Raw genomic sequence first — 26,340 nt, forward strand, 5'->3', positions numbered from 1 at the left:
ATACGTGCACTTTTATTGTGCAACGCTACACTCTAAACAACGTGCGTATACACCTTGCGGATCGTTATAATCTTTCAGATCAGCTACTTCACTACTTAGGCGCTTTATCACCGTATTAATATTAGCTTGAGTGGCTAAAACAGAGGCTGTATCTGTATTTAAGCCAAGCATAGATTTAACGGATGCACTGCCAAAAATATCTTGTAGCATTTTTTCTTGCGGGCTTAGGTCTTGCTTAATTGTTTTCACTTCGTAGTGATTAAGTTTTGCAAGTGCCGCTGCGGCATCAATCGCATCTTGTTTATCACCAAGCTTATCAACTAGGCCAAGCTCTTGTGCTTGTGAAGCAATCCACACACGGCCTTGTGCAATTTTATCAACTTGCTCTGGTGTCATATTGCGAGCATCAGCAACCACATCTATAAAGCGGCTATAAGCTTCTTCAACACTCATTTGAATAACTTGCGCCATTTTTTCATTAAGCGGGCGAGTAATAGAAAATCCAGCCATTTCTGACGTTGCAACACCATCTGAGTACACACCAATTTCAGATAAAGTATCTTCAAAAGTCATAAATGTACCAAACACACCAATAGAGCCGGTGATAGTACTTGGTGCTGCCCAAATTTCGTTAGCTGCTGAGGCAATCCAATAACCGCCAGATGCGGCAACTGAGCTCATTGATGCGATTACAGGTTTGCCTGCGGCTTTAAGTGCTAATACTTCAGCACGAATAACCTCAGAGGCAAACATGCTGCCGCCACCTGAATCAATACGTAAAACAACCGCTTTTACTTTATCATCAAGGCGTGCTTTGCGAAGTAGTGCTGCGGTAGAGTCACCGCCAATTTCACCTGCTTTGCGCTCACCATCAACAATCGTACCTTTAGCAACAACTACGGCAACTTTTTCTGTAATTGGGTTATCAAATTCGATAGGGGGCTTAACTAAGCTTAAGTATTCACGAAAAGACACTTGCTTAAATGTTTTACCGTCTTCTTGTGCGCCAACTAAATCAATGAGTTGTTGGCGAATTTGCTGAGTTGTTTTAAGCGAGTCGACCCATTGATGGTCAAGTGCATATTTACCTGCATCGCCATTTGCCGCCTTCATTTTAGCAAGGTAAGCATCCATGGTTTCGTCAAAGTTAGATTCATCAAAAGGGCGAACCGCAGCAACATCTTGCTTATATTCGCTCCATAATGCACCAAGCCAAACACGGTTTGCTTCTTTAGCAGCATCAGACATATCGTTACGAATAAACGGCTCTACCGCCGACTTAAACGTACCGACACGGAAAATATGCTGCGTTACTTTAAGTTTTTCTAGTGCTTCTTTAAAGTAAAGTGGATACATCCCATAGCCTTCAATGGCTACCGAACCATAAGGATGCATTGCAATTTCATCGGCATGCGATGCAATATAATATTGCGATTGAGTGTAATAGTAGCCCGATGCAATCACTTTTTTACCCGCTTGCTTAAAGGCATCTAACGATTTAGTAATACGCTTTAGCTTATTTAGGTGGGCTTTTGGCATTTCTTGCAAATCTAGTAAGATAACGCTGATGCGCTCGTCATTAGTGGCTTCATCAATCACTTTGACTACATCATCAAGTAAAATTTCACTAGGTGCTTCTGAATTAGACGTAGCATCGTTAATGGCTGCTTCGACAGGGTCTATATATGTTTTTTCTTCCACAATAGGCCCATTAAGATTAAGCCTAAGTACAGAGCCATCTTCTATTATTATTGTATCGTCATCGCTTGATAGAGACATAAAAAATACAATAACCAGTAATAAAAACAAAATGTTGAGTATTAAACGACGAGAAAAGTTTATTCCAGCCCAAATACCTCTAAATACCTTTGCTATCAAAATAGCTCCTTAATTTGGTACAGCTAATACATTAGTTCCATCTTAGCCTAGAATAAAAATAATTTTAACTGCTAAATCGTAACGAAGTGTTTATGAGGTTACATAAATATACGTTTTTAATAGTATTTTTAATTAAATGCAGGCACATATTGCTTATTACTTGCCATTAAAGCAGAATTAGCTAATGTATACAGGTTAGACCAGTTAACGGGGCACAGGATGTTAGAACAACAATTACAATTAAAACACACACAATTACGAAACCGCTTGGTAATGGGCTCAATGCATACAGGCCTTGAAGAGGGCTGGCACAACCGCAAAAGGTTAAGCGCTTTTTACGAGGCGCGCGCTAAAGGCGGCACGGCCATGATCATTACCGGGGGCTACAGCCCTAACTTACGCGGTAAATTAACGCCTATTTCTTCATCATTTAACAGCTATTATGATGTATTTAAACACCGTGCATACACAGGCGCCGTTCATAAACATGGCGGAAAAATATGTTTGCAGCTTTTACATGCTGGTCGATACGCTTATCATCCGTTTAATCAGGCCCCGAGCGCTATTCAAGCGCCTATAAATCCATACAAACCTAAACAAATGTCGTTAGGCTCGATTAAAAAAACCATTAAAGACTTTGCGCACTCAGCCCATATGGCAGAAAAAGCAGGTTACGATGGTGTTGAAGTTATGGGCTCTGAAGGTTACTTAATTAATGAATTTATGGCGCCACACACCAATAAGCGCGATGACGAATTTGGTGGGAGCCTAGAAAATAGAATGCGATTAGCGCTTGAAATAGTTAAAGCCGTTAGGGCTAAAGTATCAGATACGTTTTTAATTATTTTTAGATTATCTGTTATGGACCTAATCCCGAATGGCTCAACCCCTGATGAAGTCACTATTCAGGCAAAAGCACTTGAGCAGGCCGGTGTGGATATTTTTAATACTGGCATTGGGTGGCATGAAGCACGCGTGCCAACAATCGCCAGTATGGTGCCTCCTGGAGCATTTAAAGAAGCTTCAAAACGATTAAAGTCAGTGGTGAATGTACCTGTTATAGCTGTAAACCGTATTAATACGCCGGATATAGCCAACCAAATCCTTAATGATAATGAAGCCGATTTAATTTCAATGGCGCGCCCTTTATTAGCCGATCCGGAGTTTTTTAACAAATATCAAAATCAGCAAACTAAACAAATAAATATTTGTATTGGCTGTAACCAAGGATGTTTAGACCACGTTTTTAAAAATAAACGTGCAACCTGTTTAGTTAACCCACAAGCCGCCTTTGAACTTGATTACCCGTTAGATAAAGCTTCTAAAGCTAAAAATGTATTAGTTGTTGGCGCGGGCCCTGCTGGGCTCTCGGCAAGTTGTTATTTGGCTGAAAAAGGGCACACAGTAACGCTTATCGATCAAAAAACACAAATGGGTGGCCAATTTAATCTAGCCATGCAAATTCCAGGTAAAGAAGACTTTAACCATACGCTTAGCTACTTTACTAATGAGCTTGAAAGGCTCAACGTAAATGTAGAGCTTGGTAGAGCATACGATGATGCAATGTTACAAAAATACGATGACATCGTATTTGCCACAGGTGTACGCCCGCGTGAAGCTGCAATTGAATGCGCAGACTCTAAGCGTGTATTTGCTTATGATGAAGTTATACGCGGTGAGGTCGAACTGGGCAAATCAATAGCCATTTTAGGTGCCGGCGGTATTGGCTTTGATATGGTTGCTTTTTTAAGTGAACATAAATCGCAATCTATTCCTGAGTTTAAAAAGCAGTGGGGTATTGAGTGCGAGGCAGAGCCGCACAAAGATGAGCGACAATTATACATGCTAAAACGCAGTGCAGGCCGCTTTGGTAGCGGGCTTGGAAAAACCACAGGCTGGATACATCGTCAAGTTGCTAAGCAACATGGTGTTAAACAAATTGCTGATTGCCAGTACCACAGTTTTGATAAAAACGGCCTTACAGTTACTGTTGCTGGAGAAAAACAAGTACTGCCGGTTGATACGGTTATTGCGTGTATAGGGCAGGTTTCTAATAATGAAGTGCTTGAGCAACACCGTGACAATGCAAAGGTACATGTTATTGGTGGCGCTAAATTAGCAGCAGCAATTGATGCAAAGCGTGCAATTTTTGAAGCGCTTCAAGTGGCTAGAGCCATTTAACAGTGTTAATAAAATGAAATAATTTACAGTACCCTCAGGTCTTGTGTGTATAGAGTCCATAACTTAATACACTGACAAAGCAGGCCACACATGAGTAAATTATTTCGTTTGTATAATAAAATCATGGGTAATCTATCGTATGCCGACGGATTACCTGCGTTACTTTTTCGCTTAATTTTAGCCCCCGTAATGATTATTGCGGGCTTTAATAAATTAGCCCTAAGTGGAGAAACCGACGGCTTTTTTAGCTATTTTCTTGCTGATGCAAGCGTTGTGCAATGGTTTGGCAATAGTGAATGGGGTTTAGGCTTACCATTTCCAGACTTACTTGCCTTTTTAGCTGGCTGGAGTGAATTTTTAGGCGGGTGGTTTTTACTCTTTGGGCTATTTACCCGCTTAGTAAGCATTCCGCTGATGTTTACAATGGTTGTGGCAGCAACAACTGTGCATTGGCATAATGGTTGGTTTGCTATAGCGCCATCAAACCCTACAACCAGTTCGGCTCAAGTACTTGATTGGTTATCAATTCCAGGGGCTAAAGAAAGCCTTGAAAACTCACTAGAAGTACAAGAACGTATAGGTAAAATTAGGGGCATAGTTGAAGAGCACGGATTTACTGATTACTTATATGAAAAAGGTAAACCTTCCATAATAAATAACGGTATTGAATTTTCTGCTATTTATTTTGCCATGTTACTTAGCTTGTTTTTTGTAGGTGGCGGTCGCTTTGTTAGTGTTGATTATTGGCTCAGGCGTGCAGTAGTAAAAGAGTAGCAAACAAATTGGTTTAAAAAGGGCGTATAAATATTTTTATACGCCCTTTTTGCTTGTAACCTGTGTTAAACCCATAGCGCCTCTCTCGGATTTATACAGTGGTATATGAATATTGTTGACGCAGTAAGGGCGCTGTAATACGAGAGAATAAGTAGGGTTTTAATAAAATTGATAATTAAGCAGAGTTTATTTTTTAAAGGCATAAATGGTACTCTAACGTTTTGAATTATGAGAGTACGCTATGGATGCTATTGAGCTTTTACTAACCCGCCAATCTGACGCTAAATTAACCGCCCCAGGGCCAAATTCAGAGCAGCTCGATATAATAAAGCAAGCCGCGTTACGGGTGCCTGATCACGGATGTATTGCGCCTTGGCAGTTTATTGTCGTTCAAGGTGATGCCCGCCATAAATTAGGTGAGATATACCATCAAAGCGCCGTTGCTGAGCAGCAAGAAGAAAAAGTGATTAAACGCGCAAAAGAGCTTGTGCTGCGCGCACCGATGATCATTATTGCTATTGCTAAGTATCAAGCCCATCCAAAAGTGCCGCGTATTGAGCAAGTACAAAGCGCCGGTTGCAGTGTACTTGCCATGCAACAAGCCGCATTTGCACAAGGTTTAGGTGGTGTATGGCGTACAGGGTATTTTGCACAAAGCACAGCAGTCAAAAGTGCCCTTAATTTAGACGAACAAGATGAAATTGTTGGGTATTTATATTTAGGCACCCCAGAGATTGAGTGCAAAAAGGCAGCTAAGCATAAACCAGATGATTACTTCACTTATTTATAATAAATAATGAACTATTGTAGTTCTGCGCAGTCATATAGCATTAAGGTTGCTGCTGTTAGGCTCGTCCTTTTTTGATTTAGCTGTGAGAAGTGCACGGAAGCAATATAGGTTAACTTTTTCTTCTTCAGTTTGTTTTTTAATCGGTTGTTTTTTGTTAAAGTATGGAAAGTCTTAATAAAAATAACGATAAAGAAGACGAAAACGATGGGAAATTTATTTTTACAAGAAAAAGAGAATTGGCTGGCATGGTCAATTTGGGGAATAGTGGGTGCTTTTATTACACTTTATGTGGCAATGAGCACGAATACTGCACATTTTATAGCTGGCTCTGCTATGGGAATGCTTGTTTTATTAACCTGGTGGATGCAGCAGTCTAAAAGGTTTGATTTTGGTCGGGCCTTTAAAATTTGTTTTTATGTGTTATTGCTTAGTGTATTACCTGCATTTTTATTTGTGGTAGTACCAAGTGATGATTTAAACCGTTTTGATTTAATATTTCAAAGCGTTACATTTTTAGCACTCAGTTTATTACTGTGCTTAATTTGTTCGTGGATTGCACGTAGGCCAAAGCAATATTATTAATAGGGCAATGAGCAATGTAGGTTTTTAGCTATTTGTGGTGGTTTTTTGAACCAAATGCTGTTTTTAGCTAATTATTTACATTTAGGTCTTTACAAGTTGCTCAATACCCCCTATTATTCGCGCCGTACGGAGAGATGGCAGAGTGGTCGAATGCACCGGTCTTGAAAACCGGCATAGGTTTGTAGCCTATCTAGGGTTCAAATCCCTATCTCTCCACCATTATTTAAAAAAACCGCCTTATGGGCGGTTTTTTGCTTTGTGGAGTTTAATAAATGTCAAAAGAAGCAAACCTTACAACATCGCAACGCTTAGTAAAGCATGTACTACTGTGGATTGTATTTGGCTACTGTTATCAAAGCGCGATTAATTTATTAATAAAAATGGCAGCAGATGCACAACCAGACGCAACGCTTATCACCGCCTTTGTGTATGGCATTGGCTTTAACGTATTAACTGCGCATCTTATTACTAAATACGATACGCATTGGCCTGTTATTGGCGCAGCTTTTATTGCTTTAGTTGGTTTAGTATTAGTGCCATTGGTGCTGTTTGGCAGTGGCGGTTTACTAGCGTGGCCATTGCTTGTTGGATTTTTATTCAGTTTACCCCTTTGTAGCTACATAGTTGGCAAAATTAAGGTAAAACACAGTAAAAACTAGCCCCAAACCGGTTTTATTTTATGTTAGCATGTACGCGTCTTTTAACTAACAAAACGTGAAAAACACATTATGTCAGATAATTTTACTACAGATGCTGAAAAAGCAAGTTACGGTATTGGCTTACAAATGGGTGAGCAACTTAAGTCTAACCCTTTTGAAGGCTTAAACCTAAATTCAGTATTTGAAGGCATGAAAGATGCGTACGCTGGTAGCGCTTTTCAAGTTGAGATCCCTGAGATCCAAGCTGCATTTGAAAAAATTAACGAAGAGATCCAAGCGCGTCGTGAAGAAGAAGCAAAAGTACTTTCTGCTGAAGGTATTGCATTCTTAGAAGAAAACGCTAAGCGTCCTGAAATCACTGTTACCGAGTCTGGTTTACAATACGAAGTACTAGCTACAGGCGAAGGCGAAAAGCCAACTGCTGAGTCTACAGTACGTGTTGATTACCACGGTACATTAATTAACGGTACAGTATTTGATAGCTCTTACGAGCGCGGTCAACCAGCTGAATTCCCAGTAGGTGGCGTGATCAAAGGCTGGACTGAAGCTTTACAAATGATGCCAGTAGGCACTAAATGGCGTATTTACGTTCCTCATGAGCTTGCTTATGGTGAACGTGGCGCAGGTGCTGCAATTGCACCTTTCTCAACGCTTGTATTTGACGTTGAGCTACACGAAATCCTTTCTTAATTTAGTTATTAAGTCAGTATTTAAAAAGCCGTGGTCTTGACCGCGGCTTTTTTGTGTCTTGTGGTTTTATAGCAAGCTTTAAAAACGTTAATAATTTAGGCCAATCCGCATAATTAAGTGAGTTATTTTGGGGGAAAGATAAACTTGCTACCTGCGCTACAAACGCTATTACAACAAATAAATAACCTAGTTAATTAAATGAGTAGGCATAAAAAAACCGCATATAAAATGCGGCTTTAAAAGTAACTAAATAAATGCCAAAGCGTTATTAAAAATAACCTCTAATACCAAAGCGGAAGTTTCTACCTGGTAGTGGGGCTTTATTTTTTATAAACGAGCTGTGAACAAAGCCAAGTTCATCTGTAATGTTATCAACATTTAAGTATAACTGCGTATCTATAGCGCCTAAACTTAACTGATAATTAGCTTGAGCATCAACAATTGTGTAGCCATCGGTTTTAGTTTCATAGGCGCTAATATTATCTTGCTCAAAGTAGTGCGTACCTGTGAGCGTTAGTTGTAAATCGCCTACATTGTATTGTAATTCAGATCCTAATTTATTTGCTGGTATGCGCGGCAAGTTACCTTCGTCGTCTTTTAGCTTGGCGCGTGTTGAATCACCAAATACTTTAACCATGGCATTAGGGTCAATTTGATAGTGTACATCAAATTCTACACCATAGAGTTCAGCATCTTTACTGGCAAACTGATATACGGCAACCGCATCATCGTGAGCGCCAATTGCAGACTCTAAACCATCTTCTTCGTCGTAAACTAATCCAGTGTTTTGTTGATAATAAAAGTTTTTAATATCGTTATAGAAAAAATTAACTGTGTAACCAAAGTCACCGCTAAAACGTCTAAAGCTAAAATCTAAATTGGTCGATTTTTCTTGTTTAATGTCTTCTGGCTCAAAGTGAACCTCGTTATCTTCAATATGATAGCCAAGGCCTAGCTCGTAAGTACCTGTAGCAATGTGTAATCCGTTTGATAAAAGCTCAGCAGAAAGGGGCGCACGCTCAGAGTGAGATAAGCTAAGTGCTATGCTTTGCCCTGGTGTGTATTGCCAAATAGCACCGGCAGAGGCGCTTACATTAGTAAAGCTTTCACTGTATGCAATGCTTTCTTCTTCGCCTTCGTCATGATCTTCTTCTTCATCGTGATCATGTGCGTGCTCGCTGTCGGTAATTGTGCTTGTTATTTCGTAATCTTCAATACGCGCACCAAGCTCGAGTGTAACATCACCAAATTCACGTTCTTCAAGTAGATATAACGCATGTGTAGTGGTCACACTTGCAGGAGTAAATGCTTCTTCGCCAATTGCGTCGTAGTCCGATTCGCTATAATGATAGCCCATCATACCGTGCCACTGCGCTAACTTGTGCTCTACATTTAAGCGTGCTTCGGTTGTTTCATTTTTAAAGGTGGTGCCAATTTCACCGTCTTCAATTTCACTGTGTTTGTAATCAGTGTAGCCAACACGAAGATTAATATTTTCAATCCAGTTGTTATCGAGCGCATAGCTTATAAGGCCTTGCCAACGATCTTGCTCTAGATGTGCATAAACAGACTCTTCTTCCTCTTCATCTGCGTGCTCATCGTGTTCTTCTTCGGTTTCACCTTCATGGTCATGATCATGATGCTCATGCCCAGGAATACCGTAATCGGTTTCAATGCTACCGTAAGAAAAGCCAACCGTTAAATGATCGCCCACATAACTCGTACCCACATTAAATGTGTCGCTATCAATAAAAGTGTTTTCTACAGAGTTATGAGTTTCAACATCACCATCTTCATCTGTAATGTTAAATGTAGGCGTTTCATAGTCATCGCCGCTGCGTTTAGTCCCATCAAAATGAAAGTTAAATCCGTCATTTCCTGTTTCTAGTTTTGCAGCCACGGTATTTGAGTTAGAAACCGTGTCATGGCTGTATTCAGCAGCACCGGTTAAATCATCTAAATTGCTCGTTGGAATACGGTTATCAACCACATTTACCACACCACCTATTGCGCCTGAGCCATAAAGTAGGGTGCTTGGTCCGCGCAATACTTCAATTTGTTCCGCTGCTAAGCTGTCGCTTGAGGTTGCATGGTCAGGACCAATGCGCGATGCATCGCTGGCATCTAAACCGTTTTGGGTAATTTTAACGCGAGGGCCATCTAAACCACGGATAATAGGGCTTGATGATACCGGACCAAAGTAACTGGCATTAACACCTGGTAAGCCCTTTAGTGTTTCGCCAAGGGTCGCTTTTGATTTGTTTTTAAGCTCATCACCTGATAAAACGCTCACCGGCGAAATCATTTCTAAGCTATTTTTATGCAGTGCAGAGGCATATACAACAACGGTTTCTACCGAGGTAGGGGTAAGCGACACCGTCACATTGTTTGAGTTTTCATTTACCGCAATACGCGAGTCTATAAAGTTGTCTTTACTTACATGCAATTGACTTTGAGAGTCTACATCAATAGAAAATTCGCCCTGTGCGTTGGTTTTTACACCTTGGTCTTTACCATGTACGTGTACAGCTGCGTTTTCAATCGGTTGGTTTTTATCGTCTGTTATTTTACCGGTAACGGTAGCAGCAAGTGCTGAATGAGAACATAAAACAGAAAAAACTGCAGAGGAAATTAATGTTAACTTTGTCATTATCTTAAAGGTTCGCGGTTACTATGTTGTGATATAATATAACACTGCGTTTTTGACTTATCAACAATGTTATACTATAGCTTAATGTTTTTCGATGAATAAACACGCAAATAAGATAAGCTGTTTAAGAGCGGCTATCAAGCATAATTATATTAAGCTTATGTTGTGCTCTAGTTTGGTTTTTTACATCGATAGGTTCTATCATTTCGCATTCATCACGTATCATTTCTGACACCAGGCTTGGATAATGGCGGCAATCTTCTGGCCTATCTAGGTAAATGCTGCAGGTATACATTGTTTTATGGGAGGGCTCTTTTTTGGGCGCTATTTCTAAAAAGGGGCAAGTGGAGAGTCGCAATTGTGTATTTGGATCAAACCAAATTTCATCATCTTTAACATATTGATAAATCTCTGGGTTAAACAGTGCCCACATTTCAATTTCTTGTACGGTTGCACTTAAATCGCCCCCACCATATTTAATACAGCATTTACCGCATTGGTTGCACTCTTTCATTTTTAGCCAGTATATTAGGTGTCCATTAGTTTCTCAGTGTATCACTGTAACTAACGTGGATTACTTTTTTATATATAATTTTAAAACCACACTTTTAATTCCAACCCGCTATCTATTAATAATGTATTATTACACCTAAATAATTAGCCGTTCTAATAAGATTAGGGCGCCTCTAAATAGTTAGTTTAGTGACCAGTTAAGGATAGTTCCTGATGATGAACACCAAAGTATATAAAGCAGTACATGATTTAGCAGAGCAACTGATGGAAGCTGCAAATAGAAACGACCGTAAAAGGTTTGAATTATTATTTTCTAGGCTCAAAGCTATTTGTGAAGAAAACGAGAATACTTCAAAAGATCACCCTGTACAGTGGGAAACCTTAGCTGACTTTACCGAAGAACTTGAAGAGGCAATTACCACATATGAAAAAGCGCTACAGAAGTCGGTTGCAATCAATAACAAAGATCATATGTCGTCGGTTGCTTATTCAATGGCAACTCTACAAATAGAGCTTGGACAAAAAAATGAAGCGATTAAAAGCCTAAAAAATGCCAAGGTAAGCGCTAATAAAATTGAAGATAAAGCGCTTAAAGCTGAAATTCATGATTTACTTGAGTCACTCACTGAAGAAGAAGGTTAATTAAGCCTAGTTAGTCGCGATTTTAATGAGGTTTGGAATATGGATATGTTAACCGCAATCGAGCAATGGATTGATGAGGTAAATCATAAATATAAATACAAACGGGTGTGTTGTACTCAATTTACATCACAGTTTGCAGGTTTTTACCCAACTGAATTTTTGGAAAGTGCCTTTTATGTTGTAATCGATGAAATACCTAAGCCCGATTTTGCTGCATTACGTGCCATGGGGCTGGATGATTTTATTGATATGAAAGTAAGCGGCATAACTTATAAAAATACTTACTACCTGTTGCCGACAAGTGTTGATAACTTGCGCGTACATTTTCATGAATTAGTGCATGTATTGCAGTGGCAAAATCTTGGTGCTTTAGCCTTTATAGAGCGCTATATGAATGAAATTAAGCACTTTGGTTATCACAATGCGCCGCTTGAAATTATGGCTTATTCGCTCGATACTCACTTTATAAATTCAGGTGAGAAAATAAATGTGCCTGAGTATGTACTGGATGCATTATAAATTTTTTTACAAGGAACAGAATATGGCTAATGTATGGTTATATTTTAGTGTATTAGCGCCTTTTAGTGCCTTAGCAAATTCATTTGAAGAAGATATAACTGCTGCATTAATACAGCGAACAACACACCAAGTTACGTATGATGGGAGTTATCGTTCAATAAGTTACCCAGGTGGTGACGTGCCAAGTAATATTGGGGTGTGTACCGATGTGATTATTCGTGCTTATCGCCAGTTAGGTATAGATTTACAACAGTTAGTACACGAAGACATGCGTGACAATTTTACTCTGTACCCCTCAAAGCGTATTTGGGGGCTGACCAAACCCGATAAAAATATAGACCACCGAAGAACAAACCTACTTTAAAAGACAGGGTCGTGCGTTAGTGTTATCTGATAGCCCTGAAGAGTATAAAACAGGTGATATAGTGACTTGGATGTTACCGGGTAACCTGCCACATATAGGTATGGTAGTTAATGAGCGTTCAGTACAAACTGGCAATCCATTAATTGTACATAACATTGGCCGCGGGGCAGAAAAAACCGATATGCTTTTTGATTATAAAATCACAGGGCATTACCGGTTTGAACCACAGCATTTGAATAAAACGCAGTAAATTTATTTTAAATTAATACTTATATTACCGTTTGGCTTACAGCAGCACAGCAGTATTTCCCCCTCGCGTACAAACGCTAAAGGCTCTTCGTTATAGTGAACTTGGCCTGAGACTAACGTGGCTCTGCACGCGCCACAATAACCTTCGCGGCATTGATACGCTACGTCTATTTTTTGGTTTTCTAAGCAATGTAGAACAGAAGGGCAGCCAGTGCTAAATTCTATACACTGGCTGTTATCTGCAAGCGTTATACTTGCAGTGGGTTTGTCACTCATTATAAATCAAAGTCACCAAATTCTGAGGCATCTACTTGTGAGTCAATTTGACCTACAAGATATGAGCTAATTTCAGCTTCTTGCGGTGCAACTTGCACGTTGTCAGACACAAGCCATGAGTTGATCCATGGAATCGGGTTACTGTTGTTTTCAAATTGCGCAGGCAGGCCAATGGCGGTCATACGTGCGTTAGTAATGTATTCAACATACTGACATAAAATGTGTTTGTTTAAACCAATCATAGAGCCATCTTTGAATAAGTACTCTGCCCATTCTTTTTCTTGCTCTGCGGCTTCAACAAACATTTTAATGGCTTCTTCACGGCACTGCGCGGCAACAATCGCCATTTCAGGGTCGTCTTTACCATCTTGCATAATGTTTAAAATATGCTGCGTACCCGACAGATGAAGCGCTTCATCACGTGCGATTAGCTTGATGATTTTAGCGTTACCTTCCATTAATTCACGCTCAGCAAAGGCAAACGAACACGCAAAGCTGACATAAAAACGAATGGCTTCAAGAATATTTACCGACATCATGGCAAGGTAAAGTTTCTTTTTAAGATCAAATAAGCTAATCACAACGGTTTGACCGTTAATTTCGTGCTTGCCTTCGCCATACAGGTTATAAAGCGACACGCCATTGATTAAATCATCGTAGTAGGTGGTTACCGCATCAGCACGTTCGCTAATTTTTTCGTTACTAACTATGTCATCAAAAATAAGTTCTGGTGACTGTGTAACGTTACGAATAATGTGGGTGTAAGAGCGACTGTGAATAGTTTCACTAAATGCCCACGTTTCTATCCATGTTTCTAGCTCAGGAATAGACACAATAGGGAGTAGGGCAACGTTTGGCGAGCGGCCTTGTACACTATCAAGCAGCGTTTGATATTTTAAGTTACTTAAAAATATGTGCTTTTCGTGCTCTGGCAATGCTTGAAAGTCTAAACGGTCTTTACTTACGTCTACTTCTTCTGGACGCCAAAAAAACGAAAGTTGCTTTTCAATCAATTTTTCAAAAATAGGGTATTTTTGTTGGTCGTAACGCGAAACGTTAACGGTTTGGCCAAAAAACATTGGCTCTTGCATTTGATCATTATGGTTACGACTAAAAGTAGTATAAGACATGTCTATCACTCAAAAAACTATCACTAAAACTATCAGGACAAAGCGGGCAAAGAGCCCGCTTTAAGTTTAACTATTAAATTTTACACGCGCCGCCTGCACAATCATCATCTTCCACTTCTGGAGTGTCGTCTTGTGCATCTGATGCGCCATCGCGGGTGTTATGGTAGTAAAGTGTTTTAACACCAAGCTTGTATGCACCTAGTAAGTCTTTTAATAAGACTTTCATAGGTACTTTACCGCCTTCGTATTTGTTTGGATCATAATTAGTATTGGCCGAAATAGTTTGGTCAATAAACTTTTGCATTATGCCCACTAACTGTAAGTAACCATCGTTTGATGGAATATCCCACAGTAGCTCGTAGTTATCTTTTAAGCGTTCGTACTCAGGAACTACTTGTTTTAAAATACCGTCTTTACTTGCTTTAACGCTAATGTGACCACGTGGTGGCTCAATACCGTTAGTTGCGTTAGAGATTTGCGACGATGTTTCTGAAGGCATTAATGCGCTAAGTGTTGAGTTACGCATGCCGTGCTCTTTAATGCTGGCACGTAATGAATCCCAATCTAAGTGCAGTGGCTCATCACAAATTTTATCTAAGTCACGTTTGTACGTATCAGTTGGCATAATACCTTGAGAGTACGTTGTTTCGTTAAACTTAGGACACGCGCCACGCTCTTTAGCAAGCTCGTTTGATGCTTTCATTAGGTAGTATTGAATTGCTTCAAACGTTTTGTGAGTCAGTGCATTAGCACTGCCATCTGAGTAACGCTTACCATTTTTAGCAAGGTAGTAAGCGTAGTTAATTACGCCTATTCCTAACGTACGACGGCCCATAGTGGCATTACGTGCAGCCGGTACTGGGTAGTCTTGGAAATCAAGTAGGTTATCAAGTGCACGTACTGCAAGCTCAGCAAGCTCTTCAAGTTCATCAAGTGACTCAATAGCGCCTAGGTTAAATGCAGATAGCGTACAAAGTGCAATTTCGCCTTCTTCATCGTTTACGTTATTTAACGGCTTAGTTGGCAATGCAATTTCTAAACATAAGTTAGATTGGCGAATTGGCGCCACTTTAGAAATAAACGGACTGTGCGTATTACAGTGATCCACGTTTTGTAAATAAATACGACCTGTGCTGGCACGCTCTTGTGCGAACATTGAGAAAAGCTCAATCGCTTTAATACGCTTTTTACGAATAGACTCGTCTTGCTCGTATTTTACGTATAACGCGTCAAACTCGTCTTGGTCTTCAAAGAATGCATCGTAAAGGCCAGGCACATCTGATGGACTAAATAACGTAATGTAGTCGTCTTTAATTAAACGAGAATACATTAGTTTATTAAACTGTACGCCGTAATCTAAATGACGAACACGGTTATCATCAACACCACGGTTATTTTTAAGTACTAGTAGGTTTTCTACTTCTAAATGCCAAAGCGGGTAGAATAACGTTGCAGCACCGCCACGTACGCCACCTTGCGAGCAGCTTTTAACCGCTGTTTGAAAGTGCTTATAAAAAGGAATACAACCTGTGTGGTACGCCTCGCCATTACGGATATGGCTACCTAATGCACGAATACGGCCGGCGTTAATACCAATACCTGCACGTTGTGAAACGTACTTGACAATGGCAGATGATGTGGCGTTAATTGAATCAAGGCTGTCGGCACATTCAATAAGTACACACGAGCTAAACTGGCGCGTAGGTGTACGCACACCTGACATAATTGGCGTAGGTAAAGAGATTTTAAACGTTGATACTGCATCGTAAAAACGTTTGATGTAGTCAATACGCGTTTCGCGCGGGTAGTCAGAGAATAAACTCGCAGCCACTAAGATATATAAAAACTGGGCGCTTTCGTAAATCTCACCCGTTACACGGTTTTGTACTAGGTATTTACCTTCAAGCTGCTTTACTGCTGCGTAGCTAAAGTTAAGATCGCGCGAATGATCAAGATAAGCATCTAGCTCGTCAAGCTCTTGCTCTGTGTAGTCAACGAGTAAGTGAGCATCGTAGCGTTTGTCTTCAACCATTTTTGTAACATGGTCAAATAAACGTGGTGGCTCAAACTGGCCATACGCTTTTTTACGTAAGTGGAATACAGCTAAGCGGGCAGCTAGGTACTGGTAGTCAGGCGACTCTTTTGAAATTTGATCGGCTGCTGCTTTAATGATGGTTTCGTGGATGTCTTTTGTACGAATACCGTCGTAAAATTGAATGTGTGACTTTAATTCAACCTGTGAAACCGATACGTTGTTTAAACCTTCGGCGGCCCATTCAATAACGCGATGGATCTTATCAAGATCTAAAGGCTCTTTACGCCCGTCACGCTTGCTTACAGATAACTGTTGGTTCATAGCTTTGCCTGTATTCCTTGGGAATTGTGTATTTTGACCAATGCTTTATACCTCGCTAAAGCAAGGTACGTATTCATTTATTATAAGTTTCACCGTATTGGCGAATTTAATTGAATAACATTTGGCCACAATATCTGGTGTTGTTCAATTTAGAGATCACAAGATAGTGTGGTCTGAGCTGATTTGCAAGGGACATAATTGCCCCTATTTGTGGATAACTTTGGGATAACGTATTTGTGTTAGTAGTCACTCACCTTCGAACAATCATTTAAGTTGAAATAGCTAAAAATCAACTAATGATCTGCTAAATTTACGCATTTTGAAAATAAATTTCGACTGCTTTTTTTATCATCAAGCTTTGCATGAAAACTAACACAATCACAATATATAGTGTTTAAAAATTTACATGGCACTATATATGGTTAAAAGCATCAATGGGGCTGTGCCAGTTAAAATCGGCTTCCCAGCCCTTGGCCTCATCAATACTTGGTATATAGCCCCAAAGCGCTGTTGCTGTGTGCATACCTGCGGCTTTACCTGCTTCTATATCACGTTGAGCATCACCTATGTATAAGCAACGTTTAGGATCTACGTTCATCAGTTTTGTACAGTGTAGTAAGGGTAAAGGCGATGGTTTAGCCTCGGTGAGCGTATCGCCACTGATCACAACGTGTGCATTTTTTAAAGCGGGTATAGCAGCCACTAATGGATCGGTTAAAAACCCGGGCTTATTAGTCATTATTCCCCATTTTATACCTTGGTTATCAAGGGCTATGAGTAATGATTCTATGCCTTCAAAGCAGCGGGTGTGTGTCGCTAGGTTTTGGCTGTAGTGGCTGACTAACTGTTTTATACGTTCAGTTTGTGGTTGCGATGCCCATTGCGCTTTAAAGCCAAGTTCAAGTAGTGCGCCGGCGCCATTAGACGCTACTTTTCTATAAGCCTCAGGCGTAACTTGCGCAACACCTTCACTTTTAAGTACGGCATTTAAAGCAGCACCTAAATCGTCTGCTGTATCAAGCAAGGTGCCATCTAAATCAAATAAGAAAGCGTCATACTCAAAAGGAGTTAAGGGGGTATGAGAGCTAGCCATTATGCTAACTTCTCAAAGTGAAGAATGTAATTAACACTCACATCTGTATTTAATGAATACTGCTTAGAAAGCGGGTTGTAGCCCAGGCCAGCACTGGCACGTACTTTTAAACCGGCTTGTTCAGCCCATGCAATAAGTTGTGCAGGTTTGATAAATTTGTTGTGATCGTGTGTGCCCTCAGGCACCATTTTTAACAGCTTTTCAGCACCTACAATAGCAAACAAGTAAGCTTTAGGCGTTTTATTTAGGGTTGAGAAAAACACATCAGCCCCTGGCTTGGCAAGCTCTGCGACTGCATGAATAATAGAAGCAGGGTCAGGTACATGCTCTAGCATTTCCATACAGGTTATTACATCAAAGCGAGCAGGGTGCTGAGTTGCAAATTCTTCTGCAGGTACTTTTATATAGTCAACATTTACACCGGTTTCTAGGCTATGAAGCTTTGCTACGGTGAGTGGTTCTTGCCCCATGTCTATACCGGTTACGTGTGCGCCCATGCGTGCCATGCTTTCGCTAAGAATGCCGCCACCACAGCCTACATCGAGTGTTTCTTTATCAAATAAGCCTTGGGTTTTGTTAGCCACAAAGTCTAATCGTAATGGGTTAATTTCGTGAAGAGGTTTAAACTCTCCGTCTTGGTCCCACCATCGCTCTGCAATGGCTTCAAATTTTGCTATTTCTGCGTTATCTACATTTTGATGTTCGGTCATAAAATACTTCCTCGTCAATCTGAGGCCATTATATAGGGCTAAATTGATAAATCGCAAAGTTTTGCGCCTGTAAATTTAAATTAATTGTGATAGCATGGTCGCTTAGAAATAATAACAAATACTCTTGGCGCCTAATACCGGGTTGCTAAGAGCTGATACTGAAGGAATGTGATATCAAATGACTGATCTCGCCAATGAAATTCTGCCAGTCAATATTGAAGACGAGTTAAAAAACTCCTACCTTGATTACGCAATGAGCGTAATTGTAGGACGTGCATTACCAGACGTACGTGATGGTTTAAAACCTGTTCACCGCCGCGTTTTGTTTGCAATGAACGAGCTTAGTAATGACTGGAATAAGCCTTACAAAAAATCGGCCCGTGTGGTCGGTGACGTAATCGGTAAATACCACCCACACGGCGACAGTGCAGTTTATGACACCATCGTGCGTATGGCACAGCCATTCTCACTACGTTATATGCTTGTAGATGGCCAAGGTAACTTCGGTTCGGTTGATGGTGATTCAGCAGCGGCAATGCGTTATACAGAAGTACGTATGGCAAAAATGTCGCATGAGTTATTAGCCGATCTTGAAAAAGAAACGGTTGATTTCGTTCCTAACTACGACGGTACCGAACAAATTCCTGACGTTTTACCAACCAAAGTGCCTAACTTACTTGTTAACGGTTCATCGGGTATTGCGGTAGGTATGGCAACAAACATTCCACCTCATAACTTAACTGAAGTGGTTAATGGTTGTTTAGCGCTTATTCAAAACCCTGATTTAACGATTCATGAATTAATGGATTACATTCCGGGTCCTGATTTCCCAACGGCTGCCATTATTAATGGTAAAAAAGGCATTGAAGATGCTTATTTAACCGGCCGTGGTAAAGTGTACATGCGTGCACGCGCCGACATCGAAACCGATGAAAAAACAGGCCGCGAAACCATTATCGTGCACGAAATTCCTTATCAGGTTAACAAAGCACGCTTAATTGAAAAAATTGCTGAGCTTGTTAAAGATAAAAAAATTGAAGGCATTAGTGCACTACGTGATGAATCAGATAAAGACGGTATGCGTATCGTTATTGAGATCAAACGTGGTGATGTAGGTGAAGTTATCCTCAACAACTTATATTCACAAACTCAGTTACAAACTGTGTTTGGTATGAATATGGTTGCATTAATTAACAACCAACCTAAGTGTTTCAACTTAAAAGAAATGCTTGAAGAGTTTGTTATTCACCGCCGTGAAGTGGTTACACGCCGTACCGTATTTGATTTACGTAAAGCGCGCGACCGTGCTCATACCCTTGAAGGTTTAGCAATTGCGCTTGCCAACATCGACCCAATTATTGAGCTAATTCGTAAATCGCCAACCCCAGCAGAGGCTAAAGTAGCCTTAACAGCTCGCCCATGGGATTTAGGCAACGTACAAGCTATGCTTGAAAAAGCAGGCGAAGACAACGTAGCACGCCCAGATTGGCTGGCAAGTGAGCTGGGTATTCGCGATGGTCAGTACTATATTTCTGAGCAGCAAGCACAAGCAATTCTTGATTTACGTTTACACAAACTAACCGGTCTTGAGCATGAAAAAATCTTAGCAGAGTACCAATCGCTGTTAGATTTAATTGCTGAGCTACTACACATTTTAGCTAGCCCTGAGCGTTTAATGGAAGTTATTCGTGATGAGTTAGTAGAAATTAAAGAGCAATATGGTGATGAGCGTCGTACAGAAATTAACGCGGCAGCGCACGATATTAGCCTTGAAGATTTAATTAACGAAGAAGATGTTGTTGTGACCCTATCGCACGAAGGTTACGTTAAGTATCAGGCATTGTCTGATTACGAAGCGCAGCGCCGTGGTGGTAAAGGTAAGTCAGCAACGAAGATGAAAGATGAAGATTTCATTGAGCGTCTTTTAGTGGCTAATACCCACGATACCATTTTATGTTTCTCTACTGCGGGTCGTTTGTACTGGCTTAAAGTATACCAGTTACCACTGGCTAGTCGCGCTGCTCGCGGTAAGCCAATTGTTAACTTACTGCCACTTGAAGATGATGAGCGCATTACTGCTATCTTACCTGTACGCGAGTACGAAGAAGATAAATACATTTTCATGGCAACTGCATTTGGTACTGTGAAGAAAACACCACTAACGGCATACAGCCGTCAACGTGCAAGCGGTATTATTGCGGTAAACCTTAACGAAGGCGATAGCCTAATTGGGGTTGATATTACCGACGGTAGCAACGAAATTATGTTGTTTACTGATGCAGGTAAAGTTGTACGCTTTAAAGAAGCGGAAGAGTCTGCTGTTGTTGATGAAAACGGCAACCCGGTACTCGACGAAGAAGGCAACCCTGAAATTCGTTTCAAAGGTGTTCGCCCTATGGGTCGTACTGCTACCGGTGTTCGTGGTATTAAAATGGCCGACGACCAACGCGTAGTGTCGTTAATTGTGCCTAAGTCTGACGGTGCTATTTTAACGGTGACTGAAAATGGTTACGGTAAACGTACTCAACTTGAAGATTACCCATCTAAGAGCCGTGCAACACAAGGTGTTGTATCTATTAAGGTGAGTGAGCGTAATGGCGCAGTAGTTGGCGCTGTACAAGTTGACGACAACGACGAAATAATGATTATTTCAAACCGTGGTACGCTAGTACGTACCCGCGTTAATGAAGTATCGACGGTTGGACGTAACACCCAAGGTGTTATTTTGATCAGAACTATTGACGAAGAGCAAGTAGTTGGTTTACAACGTATCGAAGAGATTGAAGTTACAGACAGTGACTTAGTTGATATTGAAGACGTTGAAACGGTTGATACAGTAAATGAAGAAGCAACGGATGATAATCCACCTTCTGAATAACTGAAATTGAAAAAGCGGCTAAGGCCGCTTTTTTTAATCATGTTGAAAAAAATTAATAATCCTTTTTTGTTTATCAAAAGAGTTTAAATTACTGGAATGAGGCAAAGGTAATGAGTAAATATAATTTTTGTGCGGGGCCAGCTATGCTTCCACAAGCTGTTATGCAAAAAGCACAAAAAGAATTTTTAGACTGGCAAGACTTAGGCGTATCTGTGATGGAAATAAGCCATCGTAGTAAAGATTTTTTAGCGCTTACAGCAAAATGCGAAGCCAGCCTTCGTCGTTTAATGAACATTAGCGATGAATTTGAAGTGTTATTTATGCACGGTGGTGGCCGCGGTCAATTTAGCGCTGTGCCATTAAATTTACATCAAAATGGTAAAACGGCGGTTTACTGCGAGAACGGCGTTTGGTCTAAAAGTGCCACTGATGAAGCTAATAAATTTACTCAAACCCACTCAATCAACGTTAGAAATGACGCAAACGGGCTGTTTTCTATAAAAGAAGTGGCGCAGTGGGAGTTACCTGCAGATGCCTCTTACATTCACTACTGCCCAAATGAAACAGTAGACGGCTTAGAGATTTTTGATGTGCCGAGCCACCCAACGGCACCTATTATTGCTGATATGTCATCGACTATTTTGTCGCGTGAAATTGACGTAAATAAATTTGATTTAATTTATGCCGGTGCACAAAAAAATATAGGTCCATCAGGTATAGCTATTGTTATTGTTCGCAAAACATTACTTGAGCGTGAAGGTTTAGCTAAACCAGGTATTTTAGATTACGCACTTGAAGCAAAACAAGGCAGCATGTTTAATACACCGCCTACTTTTGCATGGTATTTAGCAGCTGAAGTATTTGAATGGCTAGAGCAAAACGGTGGCGTTAAGGCAATGGAAGCACAAAATATTGCTAAAGCTAAGCTGCTTTATGACTTTATTGATGAATCGCCTTTTTATACTAATAAAGTAGCGACGCATTGTCGTTCGCGTATGAATGTACCGTTTTGGCTAAACGATGAAAGCTTAAACGAAAAGTTTGTAACGCAATCTAAAGAAGCCGGCTTACTTGCCCTAGAAGGGCACCGAATTGTAGGCGGTATGCGCGCAAGTATCTATAACGCAATGCCACTTGCAGGTGTGCAAGCCTTGGTTGCCTTTATGGCGGCATTTGCACAGGAGCACAGCTAATGGAACAACTTCGTTTAGAGCCTATTTCTCGTGTAAATGGCAGTGTTACCTTACCTGGGTCTAAAAGCCTATCAAACCGTATTTTATTATTAGCAGCGCTGGCTCAAGGGACTACCGTTGTTGAAAACCTGCTAGATAGCGATGATATTCGCCATATGTTGGGTGCATTAAAACTACTAGGTGTTAACGTAACGCTTAATGATGATCGCACTGTGGCAACCGTAGAAGGGGTTGGCGGTGTATTTAAAACCCCAAGTGACCCTTTATTTTTAGGCAATGCAGGTACTGCTTATCGTCCTTTAACAGCGGTACTCGCAGCTGTAGCTGGGGAGTATGAGCTTATAGGTGAGCCGCGCATGGAAGAGCGCCCAATAGGGCACTTAGTCGATGCGCTACAAGCACTTGGCGGCGATATAACCTACACAAAACATAAAGACTACCCACCACTAAAAATAATTGGTGGGCAAATTAAAGGCGGTACTGTTGAAATTGATGGCAGTATTTCTAGCCAATTTTTAACAGCATTGCTAATGGCTGCCCCTTTATTTAGAGGTGATACGCAAATTACCATTAAGGGTACTTTGGTATCTAAGCCTTACATTGATATAACGTTAGATGTAATGGCGCGTTTTGGGGTGACTGTTGAGCACAGCGACTATACAACATTTAAAGTTAAAGGCGGCCAACAATACCAATCACTAGAGCGTATTATGGTGGAGGGTGATGCATCATCAGCGTCTTACTTTGTTGCGGCAGCGGCTATTGCCGGTGGCGAAATTGAAATTAAAGGCGTGGGCGCTAAATCAGTTCAAGGTGATATTTGTTTTGCTAAAGTGATGGAAGAAGTTGGCGCTGAAATAAAATGGTATGACGAGCGTTTAGTTGTTCGTAAAGGCGAATTAAAAGGTGTAGATATTGACGCTAACGCTATCCCTGATGCGGCAATGACACTTGCTACGGTTGCTTTATTTGCTAAAGGGCCTACAGCTATACGCAATATTTATAACTGGCGTGTAAAAGAAACTGACCGTTTATATGCAATGGCAACTGAGCTTCGTAAAGTGGGTGCCGAGGTTGTAGAGGGTGAAGATTTTATCGAAATTACACCACCGAGTGCATTCAATGATGTGGCTATAGATACGTATGACGATCACCGCATAGCGATGTGTTTTGCAATGGTTGCCGTAGGCGGAAAGCCTATTACAATCAACGATCCTAAATGTACATATAAAACTTTTCCAACCTTTTTCAAGGTTTTAGCATCAGTGAGTGAGTAGGCTTTTTATAAATAATTATAAAAAGTTACACACTAAAGCGGATCTATTTGCAGAAGTGACGTATAATATCGCGGTTTTATTTAGGTGTGCATTGCAGGAGGTTTTAAATGCAGGCGTTATTAATGCCCGTAATCACCGTTGATGGCCCAAGTGGTTCAGGTAAAGGAACTGTTTGTCGCTTGTTAGCCGACAAATTGGGGTGGGATGTATTGGATAGCGGCGCAATTTACCGTGTATTATCCCTTGCCGCACTTCATCACCAAATAGCATTAGACAACGAAGAAGCGCTTGTCCCGCTTGCTGCAAACTTAGATGTGCAGTTTTTGGTTGATAGCCAAACTAATGCTGGAAAAGTTATTTTAGAAGGCGAAGATGTAACCTCGACAATTCGTAATGAAGAGGTTGGGGCAGCTGCTTCAAAAGTGGCTGCATTACCCCGTGTACGTGAAGCGCTACTTCGACGCCAGCGTGCGTTTAAAACCGAACGGGGCTTAATTGCTGATGGCCGAGATATGGGCACCGTGGTTTTTCAAGACGCACCATTAAAAATATATTTAACCGCTAGTGCACAAGAACGCGCGCGCAGACGTTATGTTGAGTTGAATGAGCGCGGCCTTGATGTTACACTAAGTGGTCTATTACAGGACATTCAAGCTCGTGATGAGCGCGATATGAATCGCACCGTTGCGCCGCTTGTTCCTGCTGATGATGCAATTGAAATAGACACAAGCGAGCTCAACGCTCAGCAAGTGTTTGATAAAGTTATAACTTTAGTAGATATTGCTATCTCACAAGGCAAGCTTCCTAAACGAAGCTAAACACATTTTATGCACCAGCAGGACGCCAGTGCTATTTTAACAACCCCATGCAGCATGGTTGCTTATTGGTATTAATATATGAGACGTATATTCGTATGTCAGAAAATTTTGCGCAGTTATTTGAAGAAAGCTTAAAGGGTTTTGAAGCAGAGCAAGGCTCTATTGTTAAAGGTACAGTAATCTCTATCGAGAATAACATTGTACTTGTAGATGCTGGTCTTAAATCAGAAAGTGCTATCCCTGCAGAGCAGTTCAAAAATGCTGCTGGTGAACTAGAAGTTGCTGTAGGCGACGAAGTAGATGTTGCACTAGATGCAATCGAAGACGGTTTCGGTGAAACTATCCTTTCTCGTGAGAAAGCGAAGCGTCACGAAGCGTGGATCCGTCTTGAGAAAGCATGTGAAGAGCAAGAGACTGTTACTGGTGTTATCAACGGTAAAGTTAAAGGCGGTTTCACAGTTGAAGTTGATTCAATCCGTGCTTTCCTACCTGGTTCACTTGTTGATGTTCGTCCAGTACGTGACACAACTCACCTTGAAGGCAAAGAGCTTGAATTTAAAGTAATCAAGCTTGACCAAAAACGTAACAACGTTGTTGTTTCACGTCGTGCAGTTATCGAATCTGAAAACTCACAAGAACGTGAAGAGCTTCTTGCTAACCTTGTTGAAGGTCAAGAAGTTAAAGGTATCGTTAAGAACCTTACTGACTACGGTGCATTCGTTGACCTTGGTGGTGTTGATGGTCTACTACACATCACTGATATGGCGTGGAAGCGTGTTAAACACCCTTCAGAAATCGTTAATGTTGGCGACGAAATCGCAGTTAAAGTTCTTAAATTCGACAAAGATAAAACTCGTGTATCTCTAGGCCTTAAACAGCTTGGCGAAGATCCATGGGCAGCTATCGCTGGTCGTTACCCAGAAGGTTCTAAGCTTTCTGGTCGTGTAACTAACCTTACTGATTACGGTTGCTTCGTAGAAATCGAAGAAGGCGTTGAAGGTCTAGTTCACGTTTCTGAAATGGATTGGACTAACAAGAACATCCACCCTTCAAAAGTTGTTTCACTAGGTGACACTGTTGAAGTTATGGTTCTTGAAATCGACGAAGAACGTCGTCGTATTTCTCTTGGTCTTAAGCAATGTATTGCTAATCCTTGGCAGGAATTTGCTCGTCTACAAAACAAAGGCGACCAAGTTACTGGTAAGATCAAATCAATCACTGACTTCGGTATCTTTATCGGTCTTGACGGTGGTATTGATGGTCTTGTACACCTTTCAGACATTTCTTGGAACACGCCTGGCGAAGAAGCTGTACGTGAATTCAAGAAAGGCGACGAAATCACTGCTATCGTATTGCAAGTTGACCCAGAGCGTGAACGTATCTCTCTAGGTGTTAAGCAAATCGAAGCTGACCCGTTCAATAACTACCTTGATGCAAACAAAAAAGGTGCTATTGTTAAAGGTAAAGTGACTGAAGTTGATGCGAAAGGCGCAACTGTAGAGCTTATCGAAGGCGTTGAAGGTTACATCCGTGTAGCTGATATCGCTCAAGAGCGCGTTGAAGATGCAACGACTGTTGCTTCTGTAGGCGACGAAATCGAAGCTAAATACGTTGGCGTTGATCGTAAGAACCGCACTTTAAGCTTATCTGTTAAAGCTCTTTTCGAAGCAGAAGAGAAAGAAGTACTAGAGAAGCTTAAGAAAGAAGAGCCAGTGTTTGAAAACGCAATGGCAGCTGCTTTCGCAAATGCACAAAAAGACTAATTACTAATTAGTTTTTAATTGGAAGGGCAGTTTTGCCCTTCCACTATTCTCTTTAAGGAAACGCTATGACTAAGTCAGAACTGATAGAAACACTTGCCGAACAGCACGCACACGTTCCAGTGAAAGATGTTGAAAATGCAGTAAAAGAAATTCTTGAACAAATGGCCGGCTCATTATCTACTTCCGATCGTATTGAGATCAGAGGTTTTGGTAGTTTCTCTTTGCATTACCGCGCTCCTCGCACAGGTCGTAATCCTAAGACTGGCGATACAGTAGAGCTTGATGGTAAGCATGTACCTCATTTTAAACCAGGCAAAGAATTACGCGACCGCGTAAACGAGAGTATTGCCTAGTT

22 protein-coding genes, 1 tRNA gene and 1 pseudogene are annotated in these 26,340 nt (G+C 40.9%); 16 read left to right on the forward strand and 8 right to left on the reverse strand.

Going from position 1 to position 26,340, the window contains the following annotated elements; translation table 11 throughout:
• Window positions 1-12: 12 nt before the first annotated feature.
• The gene (sppA, locus tag PSH54_RS08420) at window positions 13-1,878 is read right to left on the reverse strand and encodes a signal peptide peptidase SppA (protein WP_273605932.1); all 1,866 of its coding nucleotides are present in this window, start codon (window positions 1,876-1,878) and stop codon (window positions 13-15) included.
• A gap of 219 nt (window positions 1,879-2,097) precedes the next feature.
• Between sppA and PSH54_RS08425 the strand changes: the two genes are divergently transcribed.
• The 7 genes from PSH54_RS08425 (at window position 2,098) to PSH54_RS08455 (ending at window position 7,554) form a co-directional block, all read left to right on the forward strand.
• A complete protein-coding gene (locus PSH54_RS08425) occupies window positions 2,098-4,059 on the forward strand; it encodes an oxidoreductase (RefSeq protein WP_273605933.1) in 1,962 nt (653 codons plus the stop codon).
• 90 nt (window positions 4,060-4,149) lie between these two features.
• A complete protein-coding gene (locus tag PSH54_RS08430) occupies window positions 4,150-4,833 on the forward strand; it encodes an HvfX family Cu-binding RiPP maturation protein (protein ID WP_055253459.1) in 684 nt (227 codons plus the stop codon).
• Between the two features lie 241 nt (window positions 4,834-5,074).
• Window positions 5,075-5,623 carry an NAD(P)H nitroreductase gene (locus tag PSH54_RS08435; protein ID WP_273605934.1) on the forward strand — a complete coding sequence of 183 codons (549 nt, stop codon included), beginning with the start codon at window positions 5,075-5,077 and terminating at the stop codon, window positions 5,621-5,623.
• A gap of 204 nt (window positions 5,624-5,827) precedes the next feature.
• Window positions 5,828-6,205 carry a hypothetical protein gene (locus PSH54_RS08440; RefSeq protein WP_024034084.1) on the forward strand — a complete coding sequence of 126 codons (378 nt, stop codon included), beginning with the start codon at window positions 5,828-5,830 and terminating at the stop codon, window positions 6,203-6,205.
• 128 nt (window positions 6,206-6,333) lie between these two features.
• Window positions 6,334-6,424 (forward strand) — tRNA-Ser (locus tag PSH54_RS08445).
• 53 nt (window positions 6,425-6,477) lie between these two features.
• Entirely contained in the window at window positions 6,478-6,864 is a 387-nt protein-coding gene (locus PSH54_RS08450) for a hypothetical protein (protein WP_029772511.1), read from the forward strand.
• 69 nt (window positions 6,865-6,933) lie between these two features.
• Window positions 6,934-7,554, forward strand: coding sequence for an FKBP-type peptidyl-prolyl cis-trans isomerase (locus PSH54_RS08455; protein WP_004587856.1), 621 nt, complete (start codon window positions 6,934-6,936; stop codon window positions 7,552-7,554).
• 268 nt (window positions 7,555-7,822) lie between these two features.
• On the opposite strand, the gene PSH54_RS08460 is transcribed toward PSH54_RS08455, so the two are convergent.
• Window positions 7,823-10,204, reverse strand: a complete 2,382-nt coding sequence (locus PSH54_RS08460; RefSeq protein ID WP_273605935.1) for a TonB-dependent receptor — start codon at window positions 10,202-10,204, stop codon at window positions 7,823-7,825.
• Window positions 10,205-10,328: 124 nt separating this feature from the next.
• On the reverse strand, window positions 10,329-10,718 hold the full coding sequence (locus tag PSH54_RS08465) for a YkgJ family cysteine cluster protein (protein ID WP_273605936.1): 390 nt from the start codon (window positions 10,716-10,718) through the stop codon (window positions 10,329-10,331).
• Between the two features lie 212 nt (window positions 10,719-10,930).
• Between PSH54_RS08465 and PSH54_RS08470 the strand changes: the two genes are divergently transcribed.
• The 3 genes and pseudogenes from PSH54_RS08470 (at window position 10,931) to PSH54_RS08480 (ending at window position 12,492) form a co-directional block, all read left to right on the forward strand.
• A complete protein-coding gene (locus PSH54_RS08470; RefSeq protein ID WP_024034088.1) occupies window positions 10,931-11,359 on the forward strand; it encodes a hypothetical protein in 429 nt (142 codons plus the stop codon).
• A 39-nt stretch (window positions 11,360-11,398) separates the two neighbouring features.
• Window positions 11,399-11,878 (forward strand): hypothetical protein, encoded by a 480-nt coding sequence (locus PSH54_RS08475; RefSeq protein ID WP_273605937.1) that lies wholly within the window; start codon window positions 11,399-11,401, stop codon window positions 11,876-11,878.
• 22 nt (window positions 11,879-11,900) lie between these two features.
• Window positions 11,901-12,492 (forward strand): annotated as a pseudogene (locus tag PSH54_RS08480) (DUF1287 domain-containing protein).
• Between the two features lie 2 nt (window positions 12,493-12,494).
• Here PSH54_RS08480 and yfaE read toward each other — a convergent pair.
• The 5 genes from yfaE to ubiG form a co-directional block, all read right to left on the reverse strand.
• Window positions 12,495-12,767 (reverse strand): class I ribonucleotide reductase maintenance protein YfaE, encoded by a 273-nt coding sequence (gene yfaE, locus PSH54_RS08485; RefSeq protein ID WP_004587862.1) that lies wholly within the window; start codon window positions 12,765-12,767, stop codon window positions 12,495-12,497.
• Window positions 12,767-13,897 (reverse strand): class Ia ribonucleoside-diphosphate reductase subunit beta, encoded by a 1,131-nt coding sequence (gene nrdB, locus PSH54_RS08490; protein ID WP_004587863.1) that lies wholly within the window; start codon window positions 13,895-13,897, stop codon window positions 12,767-12,769. Before nrdB ends, yfaE begins: the two co-directional genes overlap by 1 nt.
• 73 nt (window positions 13,898-13,970) lie before the next feature.
• Window positions 13,971-16,253, reverse strand: a complete 2,283-nt coding sequence (nrdA, locus tag PSH54_RS08495; protein ID WP_273605938.1) for a class 1a ribonucleoside-diphosphate reductase subunit alpha — start codon at window positions 16,251-16,253, stop codon at window positions 13,971-13,973.
• Window positions 16,254-16,665: 412 nt separating this feature from the next.
• Window positions 16,666-17,346 (reverse strand): HAD family hydrolase, encoded by a 681-nt coding sequence (locus tag PSH54_RS08500; RefSeq protein WP_138685118.1) that lies wholly within the window; start codon window positions 17,344-17,346, stop codon window positions 16,666-16,668.
• Window positions 17,346-18,056 (reverse strand): bifunctional 2-polyprenyl-6-hydroxyphenol methylase/3-demethylubiquinol 3-O-methyltransferase UbiG, encoded by a 711-nt coding sequence (ubiG, locus tag PSH54_RS08505; RefSeq protein WP_004587866.1) that lies wholly within the window; start codon window positions 18,054-18,056, stop codon window positions 17,346-17,348. Before ubiG ends, PSH54_RS08500 begins: the two co-directional genes overlap by 1 nt.
• 178 nt (window positions 18,057-18,234) lie before the next feature.
• Between ubiG and gyrA the strand changes: the two genes are divergently transcribed.
• The 6 genes from gyrA (at window position 18,235) to ihfB (ending at window position 26,338) form a co-directional block, all read left to right on the forward strand.
• Complete coding sequence (gyrA, locus tag PSH54_RS08510; RefSeq protein WP_054982454.1) at window positions 18,235-20,934, forward strand: DNA topoisomerase (ATP-hydrolyzing) subunit A; 2,700 nt, start codon at window positions 18,235-18,237, stop codon at window positions 20,932-20,934.
• Between the two features lie 110 nt (window positions 20,935-21,044).
• Entirely contained in the window at window positions 21,045-22,127 is a 1,083-nt protein-coding gene (serC, locus tag PSH54_RS08515; RefSeq protein WP_273605939.1) for a 3-phosphoserine/phosphohydroxythreonine transaminase, read from the forward strand.
• Window positions 22,127-23,404 (forward strand): 3-phosphoshikimate 1-carboxyvinyltransferase, encoded by a 1,278-nt coding sequence (gene aroA, locus PSH54_RS08520; protein WP_273605940.1) that lies wholly within the window; start codon window positions 22,127-22,129, stop codon window positions 23,402-23,404. The genes serC and aroA overlap by 1 nt, the downstream gene beginning before the upstream one ends.
• A 107-nt stretch (window positions 23,405-23,511) precedes the next feature.
• Window positions 23,512-24,222 (forward strand): (d)CMP kinase, encoded by a 711-nt coding sequence (gene cmk, locus PSH54_RS08525; protein ID WP_004587870.1) that lies wholly within the window; start codon window positions 23,512-23,514, stop codon window positions 24,220-24,222.
• A 95-nt stretch (window positions 24,223-24,317) separates the two neighbouring features.
• The gene (gene rpsA, locus PSH54_RS08530) at window positions 24,318-25,985 is read left to right on the forward strand and encodes a 30S ribosomal protein S1 (protein WP_004587871.1); all 1,668 of its coding nucleotides are present in this window, start codon (window positions 24,318-24,320) and stop codon (window positions 25,983-25,985) included.
• 65 nt (window positions 25,986-26,050) lie between these two features.
• Window positions 26,051-26,338 (forward strand): integration host factor subunit beta, encoded by a 288-nt coding sequence (gene ihfB / locus PSH54_RS08535; RefSeq protein ID WP_004587872.1) that lies wholly within the window; start codon window positions 26,051-26,053, stop codon window positions 26,336-26,338.
• Window positions 26,339-26,340: the final 2 nt, after the last annotated feature.

It is taken from the genome of Pseudoalteromonas sp. Angola-30, from assembly GCF_028599215.1.
In the GTDB taxonomy this organism is placed as follows: domain Bacteria; phylum Pseudomonadota; class Gammaproteobacteria; order Enterobacterales; family Alteromonadaceae; genus Pseudoalteromonas; species Pseudoalteromonas atlantica.

Coding starts and splice junctions, on each gene's coding strand:
- PSH54_RS08425 (WP_273605933.1), top strand. CDS start 2,098: ATGTTAGAACAACAATTACAATTAAAACACACACAATTACGAAACCGC.
- PSH54_RS08430 (WP_055253459.1), top strand. CDS start 4,150: ATGAGTAAATTATTTCGTTTGTATAATAAAATCATGGGTAATCTATCG.
- PSH54_RS08435 (WP_273605934.1), top strand. CDS start 5,075: ATGGATGCTATTGAGCTTTTACTAACCCGCCAATCTGACGCTAAATTA.
- PSH54_RS08440 (WP_024034084.1), top strand. CDS start 5,828: ATGGGAAATTTATTTTTACAAGAAAAAGAGAATTGGCTGGCATGGTCA.
- PSH54_RS08450 (WP_029772511.1), top strand. CDS start 6,478: ATGTCAAAAGAAGCAAACCTTACAACATCGCAACGCTTAGTAAAGCAT.
- PSH54_RS08455 (WP_004587856.1), top strand. CDS start 6,934: ATGTCAGATAATTTTACTACAGATGCTGAAAAAGCAAGTTACGGTATT.
- PSH54_RS08460 (WP_273605935.1), bottom strand. CDS start 10,204: ATGACAAAGTTAACATTAATTTCCTCTGCAGTTTTTTCTGTTTTATGT.
- PSH54_RS08465 (WP_273605936.1), bottom strand. CDS start 10,718: ATGAAAGAGTGCAACCAATGCGGTAAATGCTGTATTAAATATGGTGGG.
- PSH54_RS08470 (WP_024034088.1), top strand. CDS start 10,931: ATGATGAACACCAAAGTATATAAAGCAGTACATGATTTAGCAGAGCAA.
- PSH54_RS08475 (WP_273605937.1), top strand. CDS start 11,399: ATGGATATGTTAACCGCAATCGAGCAATGGATTGATGAGGTAAATCAT.
- yfaE (WP_004587862.1), bottom strand. CDS start 12,767: ATGAGTGACAAACCCACTGCAAGTATAACGCTTGCAGATAACAGCCAG.
- nrdB (WP_004587863.1), bottom strand. CDS start 13,897: ATGTCTTATACTACTTTTAGTCGTAACCATAATGATCAAATGCAAGAG.
- nrdA (WP_273605938.1), bottom strand. CDS start 16,253: ATGAACCAACAGTTATCTGTAAGCAAGCGTGACGGGCGTAAAGAGCCT.
- PSH54_RS08500 (WP_138685118.1), bottom strand. CDS start 17,346: ATGGCTAGCTCTCATACCCCCTTAACTCCTTTTGAGTATGACGCTTTC.
- ubiG (WP_004587866.1), bottom strand. CDS start 18,056: ATGACCGAACATCAAAATGTAGATAACGCAGAAATAGCAAAATTTGAA.
- gyrA (WP_054982454.1), top strand. CDS start 18,235: ATGACTGATCTCGCCAATGAAATTCTGCCAGTCAATATTGAAGACGAG.
- serC (WP_273605939.1), top strand. CDS start 21,045: ATGAGTAAATATAATTTTTGTGCGGGGCCAGCTATGCTTCCACAAGCT.
- aroA (WP_273605940.1), top strand. CDS start 22,127: ATGGAACAACTTCGTTTAGAGCCTATTTCTCGTGTAAATGGCAGTGTT.
- cmk (WP_004587870.1), top strand. CDS start 23,512: ATGCAGGCGTTATTAATGCCCGTAATCACCGTTGATGGCCCAAGTGGT.
- rpsA (WP_004587871.1), top strand. CDS start 24,318: ATGTCAGAAAATTTTGCGCAGTTATTTGAAGAAAGCTTAAAGGGTTTT.
- ihfB (WP_004587872.1), top strand. CDS start 26,051: ATGACTAAGTCAGAACTGATAGAAACACTTGCCGAACAGCACGCACAC.